This is a genomic window from Acidocella aminolytica 101 = DSM 11237, from assembly GCF_900129125.1.
Lineage (GTDB): Bacteria > Pseudomonadota > Alphaproteobacteria > Acetobacterales > Acetobacteraceae > Acidocella > Acidocella aminolytica.
Window position 1 is genome coordinate 92480 of sequence record NZ_FQVJ01000007.1, and the last position, 15624, is coordinate 108103.

General features: G+C 62.9%; 11 protein-coding genes. 3 read left to right on the top strand and 8 right to left on the bottom strand.

The window, feature by feature from the left end; translation table 11 throughout:
- Window positions 1-2 precede the first annotated feature (2 nt).
- Window positions 3-1304 (bottom strand): chloride channel protein, encoded by a 1302-nt coding sequence (locus BUB54_RS05745; protein WP_048880324.1) that lies wholly within the window; start codon window positions 1302-1304, stop codon window positions 3-5.
- Window positions 1305-1400: 96 nt separating this feature from the next.
- On the opposite strand from BUB54_RS05745, the gene BUB54_RS05750 reads away from it, so the two are divergent.
- Both BUB54_RS05750 and BUB54_RS05755 read left to right on the top strand, forming a co-directional pair.
- On the top strand, window positions 1401-2264 hold the full coding sequence (locus BUB54_RS05750; RefSeq protein ID WP_048880337.1) for a LysR family transcriptional regulator: 864 nt from the start codon (window positions 1401-1403) through the stop codon (window positions 2262-2264).
- A 138-nt stretch (window positions 2265-2402) separates the two neighbouring features.
- Window positions 2403-2693, top strand: a complete 291-nt coding sequence (locus BUB54_RS05755) for a hypothetical protein (protein WP_048880323.1) — start codon at window positions 2403-2405, stop codon at window positions 2691-2693.
- A gap of 109 nt (window positions 2694-2802) precedes the next feature.
- Here BUB54_RS05755 and BUB54_RS05760 read toward each other — a convergent pair whose 3' ends face one another.
- On the bottom strand, window positions 2803-5520 hold the full coding sequence (locus BUB54_RS05760; protein WP_048880322.1) for an ATP-dependent DNA helicase: 2718 nt from the start codon (window positions 5518-5520) through the stop codon (window positions 2803-2805).
- A 124-nt stretch (window positions 5521-5644) separates the two neighbouring features.
- On the opposite strand from BUB54_RS05760, the gene BUB54_RS05765 reads away from it, so the two are divergent.
- Entirely contained in the window at window positions 5645-7360 is a 1716-nt protein-coding gene (locus tag BUB54_RS05765) for a thiamine pyrophosphate-dependent enzyme (RefSeq protein WP_048880321.1), read from the top strand.
- Between the two features lie 8 nt (window positions 7361-7368).
- Here the strand turns inward: BUB54_RS05765 and BUB54_RS05770 are convergent, their stop codons facing one another.
- The 6 genes from BUB54_RS05770 to dalD form a co-directional block, all read right to left on the bottom strand.
- Window positions 7369-9270: a peptidoglycan D,D-transpeptidase FtsI family protein gene (locus tag BUB54_RS05770; protein ID WP_048880336.1), complete on the bottom strand. Its 1902-nt coding sequence runs from the start codon at window positions 9268-9270 to the stop codon at window positions 7369-7371.
- 50 nt (window positions 9271-9320) lie between these two features.
- Window positions 9321-10163: an N-acetylmuramoyl-L-alanine amidase family protein gene (locus tag BUB54_RS05775; RefSeq protein WP_048880320.1), complete on the bottom strand. Its 843-nt coding sequence runs from the start codon at window positions 10161-10163 to the stop codon at window positions 9321-9323.
- Window positions 10164-10552: 389 nt separating this feature from the next.
- On the bottom strand, window positions 10553-11482 hold the full coding sequence (locus BUB54_RS05780) for a carbohydrate kinase family protein (protein ID WP_048880319.1): 930 nt from the start codon (window positions 11480-11482) through the stop codon (window positions 10553-10555).
- An 18-nt stretch (window positions 11483-11500) separates the two neighbouring features.
- Window positions 11501-12787 (bottom strand): ROK family transcriptional regulator, encoded by a 1287-nt coding sequence (locus BUB54_RS05785; protein WP_048880318.1) that lies wholly within the window; start codon window positions 12785-12787, stop codon window positions 11501-11503.
- Between the two features lie 12 nt (window positions 12788-12799).
- The gene (xylB, locus tag BUB54_RS05790) at window positions 12800-14242 is read right to left on the bottom strand and encodes a xylulokinase (protein WP_048880317.1); all 1443 of its coding nucleotides are present in this window, start codon (window positions 14240-14242) and stop codon (window positions 12800-12802) included.
- On the bottom strand, window positions 14242-15618 hold the full coding sequence (dalD, locus tag BUB54_RS05795) for a D-arabinitol 4-dehydrogenase (RefSeq protein WP_048880316.1): 1377 nt from the start codon (window positions 15616-15618) through the stop codon (window positions 14242-14244). The genes xylB and dalD overlap by 1 nt, the downstream gene beginning before the upstream one ends.
- Window positions 15619-15624: the final 6 nt, after the last annotated feature.

The following is a 15624-nucleotide window of genomic DNA, read 5'->3' on the forward strand; positions in this document are numbered from 1 at the left end:
GGTTATTGTGCCGCTTCCCCTTCCGGGGCGATGTTTTCCGCGCGGGGGGAGACCAAGGCGGAGAGCATCGGCACCGCGCGGGCGGTAGCGCTGGCGATAGTGGCGGTGAGGATCAGCGGCACTAGGAAATTCTGCCCGACATGGGTGAAGCCGAACATCAGCGCCACGGCGGTGAAGGGCATCTGCATTGAAACACCCAGGAACGCCGCCGCCCCCACCAGCGCGAAGGCGCCGGGTGGAATGGGGGGCAGAACCATGTTCCAGCCCAACACCAACAGGGTGGAAAATAGTGCGCCTACGGTGAGACCGGGTGTCAGCACGCCGCCCTCCGCCCCCGCCCAGAGCGCGCCGCCAATGGCCGCCACCTTCAGGGCCAGCAAGGCCAGCCCCAGATGCAGGGGGATGTTGCTCTCCAGCCCCAACTGAATTGGGCCTTTGCCATTGCCCGGCAGTTGCGGAAACGCCGTGGCAGCCAGCCCGATGAGCGCGAACACCGCCACGCAGCGCAGGATAAGCCGGGAATCAGTCCGCATGTTGCGGCGCGCGGCGGCGGTGAGGCGGGCGAAGCTGTACCCGGCCAGGCCGATGAGCGGGGCGCTGAGGACGCACAGCACCATCAGTGGCACGGACAGGGTGAAAGCGGGGATGTGATATTGCGGCGCATTCCCCAGCGCGGCCCAGGCGATGACCGCCGCGATGCAGGAGCTGGAAAGCGCCATCAGAATGGCCTTAGGGTCCAGCCGCAGGATCAGTACCTCCAACGCGAATACGGCCCCGCCCAGTGGCACGTTATACACCGCCGCGAGGCCGGCCCCGGCGCCGCAGCCGAGCAGCAGTTTCGCGTCCTCACCCGTGAGGCCCGCCCAGTTGGTGAGTTTCTGGGTAAGAATGGCGGCGATTTCACGTGGAGCGACCTCCCGCCCTAGCGGTGAACCCATGGCGACGGTGACGATTTGTAGAACCGCGTGGGCGGTGGTGGTGGCGTAGGGCATGGGCTGGCCGGTGGTGGCGGCGGCTTTGATGCTGACCAGCCGGGCGCCGCGATGATAGACCATCCACCAGCCCAGCCCCGCTAGCACGCCGCCCGCCGTGAGCGCCAGGAGACGGTGCAAAGCGGAGGTACGGCTAACGGCCTGCAGGAAGCTTTCGGGCCCCACCAGATCAGCCAGACTGTAGCCGTAAACGGTGTGCTGAACAAAATGCAGCAGCAGCGCCATGCTGCCGCCGCCTACGCCGCCGGCCACGCCCACCAGCAGCGTGACCGCCGCCAGTTTCAGGGTTTGTTGTGCTGTTCCGCCGCTCATCGTTCCGTGTTCCTTGTTAACGGATTTGTTTTGGCGCTTTCGCAGGTGGAATAACAGCGATATTGGTTATTCTGTTTCGTGATAGGCAGGATGGATATGGACGGTTTGCTCGACCCGGTTTTGTTGCGCAGCTTTGTGGCGGTGGTGGAGACGGGAGGGTTTTCCACCGCGGCCCGGCAGTTGGGGGTGAGCCAGTCCACCGTCAGCCAGCACATCACCCGGCTGGAGGCGCAGACCGGGCGCAAGCTGCTGGCGCGCGACACACATAGCGTGACTACCACTCCGGATGGTGATGCCGTGCTGCCCTTCGCGAAGCGGGCGTTGGAGGCGAATGCGCGGATACGGCAATATTTCCAGGCCGGGGCGCTGCGGGGGCGGGTGAGGTTTGGGGCGTCTGAGGATTTTGTGTTCTCAGCGCTGCCGGACATGCTGGCGGAATTTATCGCGCGCCATCCAGAGGTGGATCTGGAACTGACCGTGGGGTTGAGCGAGGCGCTGTATGAGCGGTTTGATGCCGGGCAGCTGGATCTGATTTTGGCTAAACGACGGGAGGGGGATGCGCGCGGGCGGCGGGCCTGGGTGGATGATCTTTGCTGGGTAGGGCGGCCGGGGATGGCGCCGGATTTGGGGGCCCCGCTGCCGCTAGTGCTTTATCCGCCGCCGAGCATGACGCGCCGTCGGGCCCTCGCGGTGCTGGATGCGAACCAGAGGCGCTGGCGGGTGGCCTGCACCAGCGAAAGCCTGAGCGGGCTGCGTGCGGCGGCCATGGCGGGGCTGGGTGTTGTGCCCCTGGCCGCGCAACTGATTCCACCCGGGTTGGCCGAGCTTACCTCCAGCGGGCTGCCGACGCTGGGGGCGGTGGAGTTTATTGTGCTGGGCGCGAAATATGGTGGCCGGGACGCGGTGACGGCGCTGGCGGATGTGTTGCTGGCGAGTACGGGACGGTTACGGGGCGGGTAGGCGGTGATAAAAAAACCTTAAAATTCAAGTTGATATCCGTTTTGTTAGTTTCTTTGGATGTGTGTGCTATTTAAAATTAGGCTTTTATAAAGGATTTTTGAATTGTTTGGTGCGAGTGTGTTAGTTATATGATGTTTTATGAACGCCCTGACACCAAAGTTTGATGTATCTCGCGCTGACCAACGCAAAGAGACGCGGGCGTCAGTACTGAAGTCCGCAAAGATCGTTTTTGGTGGTTCTTGGGGAGCTGTGGTTGATTGCTTGGTTTTGAATCTTTCGGCTCAGGGCGCGCATCTTGAGACAATATTAACCGTTGATATTCCAGAGACTTTTTGTCTGAGGTTTAGCGATGGCACGCAACTTCAGGTGCGCCAACGCTGGAATTCCGGACATCAGATCGGCGTTGAGTTCACGGACAGCGCAATGTAACGCTGGAAACCAATGATCTGCTCCGGCGCACGCGGGATGTTGATTTTTGGAAACTTATGGTGGTGTCTTGAAGCCGGATGGCCGTAAACTTCTTCCCTTGGAGACAACATTAAACCTTCTCCTTTAAAAATCGGCCAATTCCCGTAATCGCATCCGACAATGACGATTTGATGATCCGCGCTTGTTCCGGAAACGCGGTAAGCAGGCGGGAGGGGAATTGGCGGTCCAGCAGGACGAAGACGCCTCTGTCGCCCGCGCGGCGGATGAGGCGGCCGAAGGCTTGGCGCAGGCGCAGGCGGACGATTGCGTCGTCGTAGGTGCGTGGGGCGCCGTGAGAGAGGTGGGTGCGGCGCGTGCGGTGGAGAATGTCCGGGCGGGGCCAGGGGGTGCGTTCGAACACCACGAGGCGCAGGGAATTGCCGGGAATGTCCACGCCGTCGCGCATGGCGTCCGTGCCCAGGAGGCAGGAATGTTCCTCGGCACGGAAGATGTCGACTAAGGTGGCATTATCCATCGCATCGACATGCTGGGCGTAGAGGGGGATGTTTTTCTCTTCAAGCGGGGCGGCGATTTTGGCGTGGACGGCGCGCAGGCGGGAGATGGCGGTGAACAGGCCAAGGCCGCCGCCCCCCGATGCCTCGAACAGGGCTTTGTAGGCGCCCGCGAGTTGGCCGATATCCTGCGTATTGACGTCTGAGATCAGCACCACTCGGGTGCGGTCGCCATAATCGAAGGGGCTGTCGAACGCTGCGCGGATGGCGGGAGTGGCGAGGTGCGCGGCGCCGGTGCGGGATTCGGCGTTTTCCCAGGCTTCTTCAACATCCGGACCGTCGCGCAGGGTGGCGGAGGTGATCAGCAGCCCATGCGCGGGGGCGGCGATGGATTGGGTGAAGGCTTCGGTGGGGTCCAGAAGATGCGAGAGCAGGGCAATATCTTTGTCTGTTCCGGCTTCGCGGTCCAGGCGCAGGAACTCAACGCGGGCAGGGCGCTCGCCAGGAGCGGGTTCGGCGTCCAGCCCGTCGAGGATGCGTTTCCAGCCGGAGAGCGGGTCAATGGCGCGGCGTTTCAGGCTGCGGGCGGTGCTTTCCAGCCTTTGGCGCATGGCGTCTTCAAGGTCGGGTTCGGTTTCCAGCCGTTCCAGCATCCGCTCACGCAAGGCCTTGAGGGGGGCGCTGAGCTGCTCCATGGCTTTAGCGAGCTTGTGTGCGGCGGGGAGAACGTCCTCGTTCAGCGGGTGGAGATCGGTTTCAAAAGCTGTGGAGGCGGCGAGGTCGGGCTCCGTGGCGCGGGCGCGGGCCTGGGCGCGCAGGGCACGCAAAAGCTCCTCGGCCGGGTTGTTGTCTGAGGCCAGCTCCGGGTCCAGCCGCACGGAGAACATGGGCGCGGGCAGGCATTTGGCGAATTTCGTAGCCTGGGTAATGAAATTATACGTGGCTTCGTCCATGGCGGCCATGTCCTCCAGCCGTTTGGCCAAGCCACGGGCGCGGGAGCGTGTGCCCTCGGCGCCCAAGAGCCAGCGGCGGAGTTCCGCCATGGCGGTGCCGGAAAGCTCGATGGAGAAGGCGCTGTCCGCCGCGTCGAAGATGTGGTGGCCTTCGTCGAATACATAGCGGGTGGGGACGCTGTCATCGTCCAGCCCGCCCCAGACGGCCTGGGCCATGACCAGTGCGTGATTGGCGATGACGAGATCTGCCTGGCGGGCATTGCGGATGACGCGCTCAATCACGCAAGCGGAGAAATGCGGGCAGGCGGCATGGATGCACTCGCCGCGCCGATCCGCGATTTGGGCTAGGAGGGGTTGGCCGTACAACTCCGCGAACCAGCCGGGTAGGTCGCCGCCGAACAGGTCGCCATCCGCGCTGGCGGCGGCCCAGCGGGCGATAAGGCCGAGCGGGATGGCGCGGGTTTGGGCGTGCATCGAATCTTCGAAATTGAGCAGGCAGAGATAATTTTCCCGCCCCTTGCGTAGCACGACATTGGTGCCGGCGGGCAGGCGGGTGGCTTCCTGCTCGATCTGGCGTTGGAGGTGGCGGGTGTAGGTGGATAGCCAGACCGAGCCCTTGTTCCGCTCCGCCCACAGTGAGGCGGGGGCGAGATAGCCCATGGTTTTGCCGGTTCCGGTTCCGGCTTCGGCCAGTACGACCTGCGGGTGGCCCTCTGACGCGCGCGGGGCAAAGGCGGCCGTGGCGGCGGAGCAGAAATCCGCCTGGGCGGGGCGCTGCTCAGCGCTCGGGCCTAGCAGGCCCGCGAGGCGGGAGCGAGCTTCAGTCGGGGTGATGGCAAAGGCGGATGGAGGCGGGCGGGGGGCGACGTCCTCCCATTTCGGCAGGCGCTTCCAGAGGCGCATGGCCATGTCGTCCGGCCTTGCGTCCGGTGTGCAGAGAGCGTGCAGCACATAAGGCGCCCAGAGCCAGCCCGCTGCCCCCATGCGCGCGGCAAGACCCGGCGCGTCGCGGTTGGCTACGGTGTTTTTGCCTGCGGCCAGACGAGTGAGGAGCAGTTCAGCCATTTCCGGCAGTGCCTGGGCGGCTGACTCGAGCGAGGTGGGGATGGGGAGTTCCAGCGCGCGGGCGAGGCCGGTCGGGGTAGGAGCGAGGCTTTGCGCGGGATGCACGAAGGCGAACAGCTCCAGCAGGTCAAGCAACTGGATGGACGGGTTGCCGAGGCGCTTGAGCGTGGCCGGGGCGTGGATGGCCAGCGGGATGCTTGCCCCTACTTGCCGGGCCACCGTGCCTTGCCTGAGGGGGGAGATGACGCCGTCTGTATCCAGCAGGACGGCGCGGCCATGGCCGGCGGCCAGAGCGGGCAGGGCGGGAAGATTCGGCATCGTGATTCGTTATAGGGGGATGTTCACGCTTTGTCTTGGGTTACGTATCGGTAAGGTTTTAACGGCTTATAGGGCGTGTTCCGCGTCCTTACCTGAAAGTCATCTGATTGATGAGGAGGGTGGAATGACCAGGACCGTTGCGGAAGTCGTCATCGATGCGCTGCAAAAAGCCGGGGCAAAACGTTGCTGGGGAATCGTGGGCGATACCATCAACCATTTCACCGATGCCATTCGCAAAAGCGATGTCCGCTGGGTGCATGTGCGCCACGAGGAAGCCGGAGCGCTGGCGGCGGGCGGAGAAGCTTATATGACCGGCGAGTTGGCCTTGTGCGCGGGCACGTGCGGGCCGGGTAGCCTGCATTTTGTGAATGGAATTTTTGAATCGCATAGAAACGGCGCGCCGGTTGTGCTGATTGCGTCGGACGTGGCGCGCACGGAGGTGGGGCTGAATTTTCCTCAGGAGCTGGACCAGCGGAAGATTTATGAACAGACCAGCGTGTTTTGCGAATATATCAGCCACCCCGAGCAGGCGCGGCGGATTGCCACGCAGGCGGCGCAGGCGGCGCTGAGCAAGCGCGGCGTGGCGGTGATTATCGTGAATGGCGATATGTTCACGCAGAAAACTGAGGACAGGTTGGCGTGGCATGTGCATCGCCCGGCCCCGGTGTTGCGCCCTTCAGACGCGGAGATGACGGCGCTGGCCGAGGCGCTGAACAAGGCCGGGACGGTAACGATTTATGCGGGCATTGGCGCTCGCGAAGCGGCGCCGCAGGTGGTGAAGCTGGCGGCGGCCTTGAAGGCGCCAGTGGTGCATACAAGCCGCGCGAAGGAATTTATTGAGCCGGAGAACCCGTTTAACATCGGCATGACCGGGATTTTGGGAAACCGGGCCGGGGTTGAGGCGATTGATGCGGCGGATATCATGCTGTGTCTGGGAACGGATTTTGCGTGGACGCAATTCTACCCTGAAGGCAAGCATGTGATTCAAATAGACAGCGATGCCGCGCATCTGGGCCGCCGCGCCCCTGTGGGGCTGGGGCTGGTTGGGGATGTGGGCGATACCATCGAGGCGCTGCTGCCGCGCTTACAACCGCTTGAGGATAGCACGCATCTGGACAAGGCGTTGAAGCAATGGGCGGAGGATCAGCGGGCTTATGAGAAATCCGCTGAGGGGAAGGACCCGGCGCTGATTCATCCGCAAACCGTCGCACATATGCTGGACCGGCTGGCAGCGGAGGATGCGTTGTTCACCGCCGATGGCGGCTCGCCGATGGTTTGGTTGCTGCGGCATCTGACCGCGAATGGGAATCGGCGTTTTTTGACGAGTTTGCTGCATGGAACAATGGCGAATGCGTACCCGCAGGCGATGGGGCTAGCGGCGGCTTATCCGCGCCGGCAGGTGATTGCGATGTGCGGGGATGGCGGCATGTCCATGCTGATGGGCGATCTGCTGACACTGGTGCAGGAAAAGCTGCCGGTGAAATTGCTGATTTTCAACAACAGCTCCCTCGGCTTTGTGGAGATGGAGCAGCGTGTGGAAGGGTTGCTGGATTCATATACCGATTTGCAGAATCCTGACTTCGCGCGTTTGGCTGAGGTTTGCGGCCTGCGCGGTTGGAAGGTGGAAAATGCCAATGATCTGGAAGGCGCGATGCAAAGCTGGCTGGCAGCGGAGGGACCGGCTTTGCTGGATGTGAAGGTGAACCGCGTGGAGTTGGTGATGCCGCCAAAAGTGACGGCGGGGCAAGTGGCCTCCACTGCCTTGTTTGGCGTGAAGGCGGTGCTGGATGGGCGTGCGGGGGAGGTTGTTTCGTTGCTGCGGGATAATTTTCTACGCTGAGCGCGGTGTCAGGACGACGCGATCTCTGCCGCGCTGGAGGCAGGGCGGAATGGTTTTGCCAGCTCGATCTTTTTCAACGCGGCCAGTTTGGCGGCGTTGTCAGGATGTTCGGGGGCGGGGTGTTTGGTGAGGTCGTAAGCATATTGGTTGGCGCCTGGCGGGAACGGATGGCCCGGCCCCAACGCCACAACTGAGGCGGGCGGCTTGGGCGCCAGAGGGAAATGCCATTTGGCGTTGGCGGCTTTAAGCGCGGTGCCGGAAAGCGGTCTGATACCTAGCATGGGGCCGATACGGCTGATGATGCGCCCCACTGCCGGCGCCGCGACATAGCCGCCCGTAGTGAAACCATAAGAAAATTTCTGCATTTTCTTGGTTGGTTTGGGGTGAATAACCAACGCATAGACAACATAGCGCGGATGGTTGATGGGGAAAGCCGCGATGAACGAGGCGTTGTTCAAGTCTGTCTCGTAATGGCCGTTGGCGCCGACAACTTGTGACGTACCGGTTTTGCCGCCGACCAGATACCCGGGAACATTGGCGTAAACGCCTGTGCCCGAGAGCACGACACCGCGCATCATCTTGCGCATGTCAACGGAGACTTCAGGGCGCATGACGCGCACGCCCTGGCGCGGAGGGGCGCCGGGCTGGGGAGCGAGCAAGGTTGGTTTGTAAAGGATCCCGCCATTCAGATCCGCGACCACTGCGTTGACCAGAATGATTGGCGGCATGGCGATGCCGTTGCCGAAACTAACGGACATGGTGGTGAGCAAGCGCCAGTCCCGGCGGGCGTGCCAGAGGCCGTATTGTGCGCCGGGCAACTGGATAGGGGAGCGATTGAAGAATCCCATTTTCTTCAGCCAGGCACGTTGGAGTTCTGGACCTATGATGGTGGCGATGCGCGAGGCGCCGATATTCGAGGAATATGCCAGGATGGCAGGCATGGCGAGCCAATGATGCACGGGCTCGTAATCTGTCACTGCATAGCCGCCGACAAAAAGCGGGTGGGTGGTGTTGAATTTGTCCCATACATGGACGAGGCCGGATTGTAGGCCCGCTGCAAGGGTCATCAGCTTCATGACGCTTCCGGGTTCGTAATCGCCGGAGATGCAGCGATCGGCCTGGGCGTCTGTGGGGGCGTCGTGGAAGTCGTTGGCGTTATAGGTGGGCAGGCTGACCATGGCGACGATGCGCCCGGTCATGCTCTCAACAATGGCGCAGGCGCCGCGGGCATCGTAATTATTCATGGCGCGGGTGAGTTCACGCTGAACAATGTCCTGAACACGCAGGTCGATTGAAAGTTTCAAGGGCTGGCCGGGGTGTTCTAAGAGGCGTTTGTTGAAGCTGTCTTCCACCCCGGCGATGCCGTTTTGCCCGGGTGTGACGCCGCCCAATATATGCGCGGCGATGGAACCGTTGGGGTAATGGCGCTTCCAACTGGGCAGGAAATAAAGGCCGGGTACACCAAGGCGGTTGACCGCCATTTCCTGATCCGGGGTTAAGGCGCGGTCGATGTAAGCGAAGCTGCTTTGCTTCAGCAACAGCCGTGCCTCGGTTTGTTGCTGGTTGATGTCCGGCAGGATGGTCGCGAGTGCCTTGGTGACCTTTTGAGGGTCAGTGATTTGCTTGGGGTCCGCATATAAAGCGGCGTCCGGCAAGGAGACGGCGAGGATGCGGCCTTTGTCATCCACGATGGAGGCGCGGTCCGGTAGGGGGGCGGACATATGCGGGGTTGGCAGAACGGCGGCCAGCCAGGCGGCGGCGGGTTTGATGGGGTGGATGGCGGTGACATACACAACCCGCAAAAAGACCGTGATATACGCGAAGATGAAGAAAACGATGCAGCTGGAAAGCCGGAATTTGTATTTTTGACGCCAGCCCTTGGGCAGAACATAATGCCGTTTATGTTCCATGGGCGCGGTGAGGCGCTCTGAGAATTTGGACGACAAGAGGGGGCGCCTCGTCAGATATTGCCGAGTTCGCGTTGACGGGTTGTGAACCAGGCATCGACAGCGTTTTTCATCGACTGAGACAGGCGATGCCGGAAGGCCGGGGTACGCAAGGCGGCTTCGTCCGTGGGGTTAGACAGGAAAGCAGTTTCAACCAGAATGCTGGGAATCGCGTTGGATTGCAGCACGGCGAAGGTAGCTTTGCGGGCGGGGTTGCCGAGCATGTCCACATGACGCGCGAGTGAGTCCACCATGGTTTTTTGCGCGAGGATGGATTCAATCTTGGTGTTGCGGCCCATGAGGTCGAATAAAATCTTGCTAGCTTCTGGGGATATGCCTTTGAAGGAGGGGGAGGAGAGGACTTCCACGCTGTTTTCGCTGCGGGCAATTTCGGCGGCCAGCGGGTCTGATGGGTCGGGCGAAAATGTGTAAACCGAAGCGCCGCGAATGTTGGGGTGGCCGACGATGGCGTTGGCGTGCACGGAAATGAGCAGTGCTGCGCGGTGGCGTTCCGCGAAATCCACGCGGTTTTGTAGGGGGATGAACACATCGCGGTCGCGGGTCATCATGGTGCGGTAACCAGCGCGGCGCAGGGCGTTATGAAGGTCGAGCGCGGTGTCGAGAACGATGTCTTTCTCGAAAACATCGCCGGAGCCGATGCAGCCGGGGTCACGCCCCCCATGTCCGGGGTCGATGACGATGAGATGCGAGGGGTCGATCTTGCGCGGGATGGTTTGGTCCGAGGCGGGATGCAGGTTTTTCTGCATGGCGCGGGCGATGCCCGTATGCATCCAGAGCGGCATGGATAAGGTCAGCTTTGTGCCGAGATTACACAAAAAGCGGCGCGTAAACTCCATTTCACAGGTCCCCTCGACGAATTTGCTCAGGCATCACCTTGGGGTGAAGGCACTGAGCTTACCTGTTTGTTCAAGCTATTAGAAAGAACTCTTTCACTACTACCTTAACTGTGGGGCTGTGTTAAGAAGAATGCTTTGTCGGGCAGCAGTTTCTTGTAATCTTGTTTTGCCGTGAAATGTGTTGGTTACAGAAGGGCTGTTTGAAAACAGGCCGGGCCGGTTGGGCTGAGTTGCTGGTTTTATGAGGGGTTTGCGGGAGCGGGCGGCGCAGTAGCGTGCGGTGTTCATGGACAGGCATGAAGCCCGGAGGGGAAAATTTCACGGTTTTGTTGTAAAAAGACACAGTTTGCAACGGTTTGTTGCGGGAAGTGTCCCGCAACCAAGGAGGCTTAGAGGGCGAGTTCAGCGGCGCGGGGTAGGTCGGCACCGGCGCGGGTGCAGGTTTTGGCACCCACGGCCACGGCCAGACGCAGGGCGCTGGTGAGGGCTTCCGGTGTGAGGGTTTTTAGTCCGGCGCGGCTGAGGCGCCCGGCTAGCTCCAGTCCGCGCAGCAGCCCGGCCTGAAAGGCATCACCAGCGCCGACCGCGTCCACCATCTCAATGGCTGGGGAGGGGACGGCGATTTTGCCGCCGGCGGTGAGGGCCACTGCGCCTTCCTCGCTGCGTGTAACCACGACCAGCGCCGGGCGGTGGTGCAGCCAGTTGCGTGCGATTTCCAGCGGGTCGCGGCCGGGATAGAGCAAGGAGAGATCCTCCTGCGAGACCTTCACCATGTCCGCGATTTGCAGCCATTCCCCTAGCTTGGAGCGCCAGAGCGCCATGTCCGGCTCCACGGTGGGGCGCACATTCGGGTCGTATGCGATCAGCCGTTGCCCGGACTGCGCCTTAGCAAAGGCAAGCAGCGTGCTGCCGCAAGGTTCCACGACCAGGGAGAAAGAGCCGAAATGCAGGGCCTTCACGCTATCCGGCAGGGTGGGCAGGTCTGCGGGGGTGAGTAGGCGGTCCGCCATGCCTTCGCCGTAAAACGCGTAATGCGGGGAGCCCGAAGCATCGAGCTGCACAAGGCTGAGGGTGGTGAGGGCGGATTTGTCCGGTGAGAGGGTGGTGTCCACCCCTTCGGCATCGAGCGAGGCGCGTAATGCAGCGCCGAGCGGGCCGTCTGAAAAGCCGCCGAAAAACCCGGTTTCAGACCCCAGACGCGCTAGCCCGATGGCGACGTTGTAAGGGGAGCCGCCGCGATAGGCTTCCATCTTCAGGGCCGCGCCAGCTTCGCCTCGTGGGAAGACATCGTACAGAGCTTCACCGCATACCAGAATCATAGTCGTCTTTCCTTACGCTTACGCCGCGCTGGGGATGTTGCCGCCAGTGAGCAGCGGTTTGGCCTCGGCGCGGAACTTGTTTGCCAGAACCTCGTTGTTCGGCGCGAAATGGGCATAAAAGGGCAGCAGGGCGGCACCGATGGCCGGGCCGTCCGGCCCCAGTCCGCCTTTGCGGATAAGGGGGGGCATGAGCCCGCTTGGCACCCAGTCGTTCAGCCGGGCCTGAGTTTGCGCGACAATCCGGCCAAGTGGCGTGGGGGGCAGAATGCCGTCTATGACGATGGCTTCCACATCCACAACGGACAGCGCGCCGATAATGGCCTGGGCCAGAGCGGCGGCGCAATCTTGCTCCCACTCGTCAAGCCAGGGCTGGGCTTTGTCGCCCAGGGCCGCCAGTTCACCGATGCGATCGATTTTCACCCCGTTGGTGCGCAAATGCCGCAGCAGCACGTATAGCGAGGCGCGGTGTTGCAGCACCTCGAACGGCCCGTGCATGGGCGGGGCGCTGGAGAGGGTGGAGGCGGTGACCGGAAAGGTATTGAAGGCAGCGGCGTTGCCGTTGGGGCCGGTCTCCAGGCTGCCGCCGAGGATCAGCCCGCCGCCGATGATGGTGCCGAGATAGAGATAGATGAAATTCCGCTCCTCCATGCCCTGGCCGCGCACAAGCTGGGCAGTGGCAGCGGCGGAGGCGTCGTTTTCGAAATATACCTCATGGCTGGTGCTGCTGACGAGGAAGCCAGGGAAGTTGAAGCCGCGCCAAGCCTCAGCCATTTCCTGCGGAAACCCAAGCTCTTTCTGCCAACCACCGAGGAAATAAGGCATGGAAACGCCAACGCCGATGAGCCTGTCGCGCTGTTCGGCGGTGAGCTCGGCCTCCAGCTGGCTGATTGTCTCCAGCGCCAGGGATGCGACCTCCTGCGGCATCGGGTAGGGGTATTCATGTTCGAGCTGGTGCAGGATGTCGCCCGCAAGATCCACCAGCACAGCCTGCAGGGCGCGGCGGCCGACATGTAGCCCGATGGAAAAAGCACGCTCCGGGTTGGGGGCATATAGGACCGAAGGCTGGCCGATCTGCCCGTGGCGCTTGCCGATTTTCAGCAGATATCCGGCCTTGTGCAGCGCATCCACAATGCCCGCCACGGCTTGCGGCGTAAGGTGCGCGCTGCGGGCGATTTCCGCCTTGGATGCGGTGCCCAGGCGGCGGATGGCCTCCAGCACCACCCGCTCGTTATAATGGCGGATCTGCACGGCATTACTGCCTTGGCGGGACGAGGAAATGGGGGCGGCTGGGTCTGCGGGGGGCATGGCTGTGTGGGGTCAGGCGCTGGCGGCGGGCCAGGCAGCGCGGAAGCGGGCGTAACGCGCGGCAGGCAACGCGGCTTGCGGGGTGAAGCTTTGGCGGATCGCGGGACGCTGGCAGATATCGTCAACCGCACCGCCATCGGCCAGGGCGGCCAAGCGTGCGGCGCCCAGCGCGCCCGCGGTCTCACTGCTTTCCGCCAGATGCAGCGGAACGCCCAGAAGGTCGGCCAGAAGCTGGTTCCAGAGCGAGCTGCGGCTGCCGCCGCCGACCAGCAAAAGCCCTTCGGATCCGGCACCTTCCCCCAGGGCCAGAAGCCCGTCCCGCAGGCCGAAGCCAACGCCTTCCAACACCGCATAGCCCAGTGCGGCGGGGCCGTGCGCGGGGGCGAGGCCAAGAAACGCTCCCCGGGCGGCGGCGCTGTTATGGGGGGTGCGTTCGCCAGTTAGGTAGGGCAGGAACAAGGGGGCGGCGTCGCGTTCAGCCGGGGAGAGGGCAGCGATTTCAGTCAGCAAGGCAGCCTCGTTGGCGCGGCCGGTAAGGTGTGTAACCCAGCGCAGGCTGGCGGCGGCGGAGAGCATGACGGACATCTGGTGCCAAGTGTTTGGTAGGGCATGACAAAAAGCATGGATACAGGCCGCCGCGTTGGGGGCAAAGCCGTCCGTGGCGCGGAAAATGACGCCGGAGGTGCCCAACGAGAGAAACCCAGCGCCGGGCTTTACAATGCCCATGCCGATGGCGCTAGCGGCATTGTCCCCCGCGCCGCCAGCGACCACGACATCGCCGCTCATGCCCCAGCGCTGGGCTATTTCCGGCTTCAGTCGCCCGGCGGGGGCGCTGCCTTCGACCAAGGCGGGCATTTGGGCGCGGGTCATGGAAGTGGCGGCGAGCAGTTCGTCCGACCAGTCGCGGCCCGGCACATCCAGCCAGAAGGTGCCGGAGGCGTCTGACATATCTGAGATGGCCTCGCCGGTCAGGAAGAGACGCAGATAATCCTTGGGCAGCAACACCAGGGCGATGCGGGCGAAGAGATCTGGCTCGTGCCGCTTCATCCAAAGCAGTTTGGGCGCGGTGAAGCCGGGCATGGCGCGGTTGCTGGTGAGGCGGGGGGCATTTGGGCAGACGGTGTCGAGTTCAGCGCATTCAGCGTGGCTGCGGCCATCATTCCATAAAATGGCGGGGCGCAAAGGCTGCATCGCGGCGTCCAGCGCGACGGCCCCGTGCATCTGGCCGGTGAGGCCGATGCCGCGGACCGCGCGCATGGCCTCCGGCGCTGTTGCCGCCAATTCGTCCAAAACGGAGACTAGGGCGGTTTGCCAGTCGGCCGGGTTTTGCTCGGACCAGAGCGGTTGGGGCGTGGCGACGCTGAGCGGGCGGTCAGCCTGTGCCCGCAGTGTTTGATCCGGCGCCAGCAGCAGAGCTTTCAGCGCTGAGGTGCCAAGATCAAGGCCGAGATACATTAGTGTTCGCCCAGCCAGGCCAAAACACGGGTATGGGCGCTAGTGATGGCGGCTTCCAGCCGTGCGTCACCCGCGAGGTCGCCCCAGAGGACCTGGTCGCGGCAGAAGGCGGCGAGCGGCGCGGGGGTTGCCAGCATGGCGCGCACTTGCGTCTCGTCCATTGCTTGGTCCTGATAGGTGAAAGGGATTTGGCCTGCCGCCCAGCGTTGCAGAAAGACAAAAAACAGCACTGGGATGATGGCCACGCTGTCGATGGTCTCGCCACGGGCGAAGCGCTCGCGGATGGTGGGGGTGATCCAGCCGGGGATTTTGGAATAGCCATCGGCGGCGACGCGCTGGTTGGTGTCGCGGATATAGGCGTTGGAGAAACGCTCCAGCACCTTGTCACGGTAGGCGGCGAGGTTGATGGGGCTGGGCTCCAGCACCGGCAGTACGTCGTCCGTGACGTAATTGTAAGAGAAGGCGCGGATGTCTTCGTCCAGCGTGCCTTCATGGATGAAGAGATAGCCGCGCAGCGTGCCCGCCCAGGCGATGAGCGCGTGGGCGGCGTTGAGCAGGCGGATTTTCGCTTCCTCATATGGCAGCACGGACTGTACCAGCTCCGCGCCGACAGTCTCCCAGCCGGGGCGGCCGGCGGCGAAACGGTCCTCGATCACCCATTGGATGAAATCCTCGGCCATGACTGGACAGGCATCCTCCACGCCGCAGGCATCGCGCACGCGCTCTGCGACTTCCGGCAGGGGGCGCGGGGTGATGCGATCCACCATGGAGGAGGGAGTGGTGCTGTTGGTTTCAAGCCAAGCGAGTAGCGCCTCATCCTTGCGGCGGCGCAGGAACTCCATGAAGCCGTCATGGAAGCGTTCGCCATTGCTGCGCAGATTGTCGCAGGAGAGCAGTGTGACCGGCCCGGCCTGGGCGGCCATGCGCGCATGCAGAATGGCGCTGAGCGCGCCGTAGATCGTCAGCATCGTGCCGTTTTCAAGGTCGCTTACCAGATCTGGGAAGTTCAGGTCCAGCACGTGCTGCGGGGTGAGGTAATAGCCGGCCTCGGTCACGGTGAAGGAGATGATCTTCACATCCGGCCTCGACCCGAAGGCGATCAGCCCGGCGAGTTTTTCATCCCACGGAATGACGTGGCGGATAGAGCGGATTTCCTGATAGGTGCGCTCACCCGCCGGGGTGACGGTTTCCAGATGATAAGCACCGTGCTGGGTGGTGAGGGCGGTTTCCACGGCGCGCATGTCCGGGCGGATATTGGCCCCGGCCAGGACCCAGTCCTGGTGGCCTTGGTCGTGCAGGTTTTGCAGATAGACGGCCTGATGCGCCCGATGGAACGAACCCAGCCCGAGATGCAGAATGATGGAAGGGGTGGACATGGAGGA

What these genes read in the sequence shown, in the direction of transcription:
- BUB54_RS05745 (WP_048880324.1), bottom strand. Translation starts at nt 1,304, where the DNA reads ATGAGCGGCGGAACAGCACAACAAACCCTGAAACTGGCGGCGGTCACG.
- BUB54_RS05750 (WP_048880337.1), top strand. Translation starts at nt 1,401, where the DNA reads ATGGACGGTTTGCTCGACCCGGTTTTGTTGCGCAGCTTTGTGGCGGTG.
- BUB54_RS05755 (WP_048880323.1), top strand. Translation starts at nt 2,403, where the DNA reads ATGAACGCCCTGACACCAAAGTTTGATGTATCTCGCGCTGACCAACGC.
- BUB54_RS05760 (WP_048880322.1), bottom strand. Translation starts at nt 5,520, where the DNA reads ATGCCGAATCTTCCCGCCCTGCCCGCTCTGGCCGCCGGCCATGGCCGC.
- BUB54_RS05765 (WP_048880321.1), top strand. Translation starts at nt 5,645, where the DNA reads ATGACCAGGACCGTTGCGGAAGTCGTCATCGATGCGCTGCAAAAAGCC.
- BUB54_RS05770 (WP_048880336.1), bottom strand. Translation starts at nt 9,270, where the DNA reads ATGGAACATAAACGGCATTATGTTCTGCCCAAGGGCTGGCGTCAAAAA.
- BUB54_RS05775 (WP_048880320.1), bottom strand. Translation starts at nt 10,163, where the DNA reads ATGGAGTTTACGCGCCGCTTTTTGTGTAATCTCGGCACAAAGCTGACC.
- BUB54_RS05780 (WP_048880319.1), bottom strand. Translation starts at nt 11,482, where the DNA reads ATGATTCTGGTATGCGGTGAAGCTCTGTACGATGTCTTCCCACGAGGC.
- BUB54_RS05785 (WP_048880318.1), bottom strand. Translation starts at nt 12,787, where the DNA reads ATGCCCCCCGCAGACCCAGCCGCCCCCATTTCCTCGTCCCGCCAAGGC.
- xylB (WP_048880317.1), bottom strand. Translation starts at nt 14,242, where the DNA reads ATGTATCTCGGCCTTGATCTTGGCACCTCAGCGCTGAAAGCTCTGCTG.
- dalD (WP_048880316.1), bottom strand. Translation starts at nt 15,618, where the DNA reads ATGTCCACCCCTTCCATCATTCTGCATCTCGGGCTGGGTTCGTTCCAT.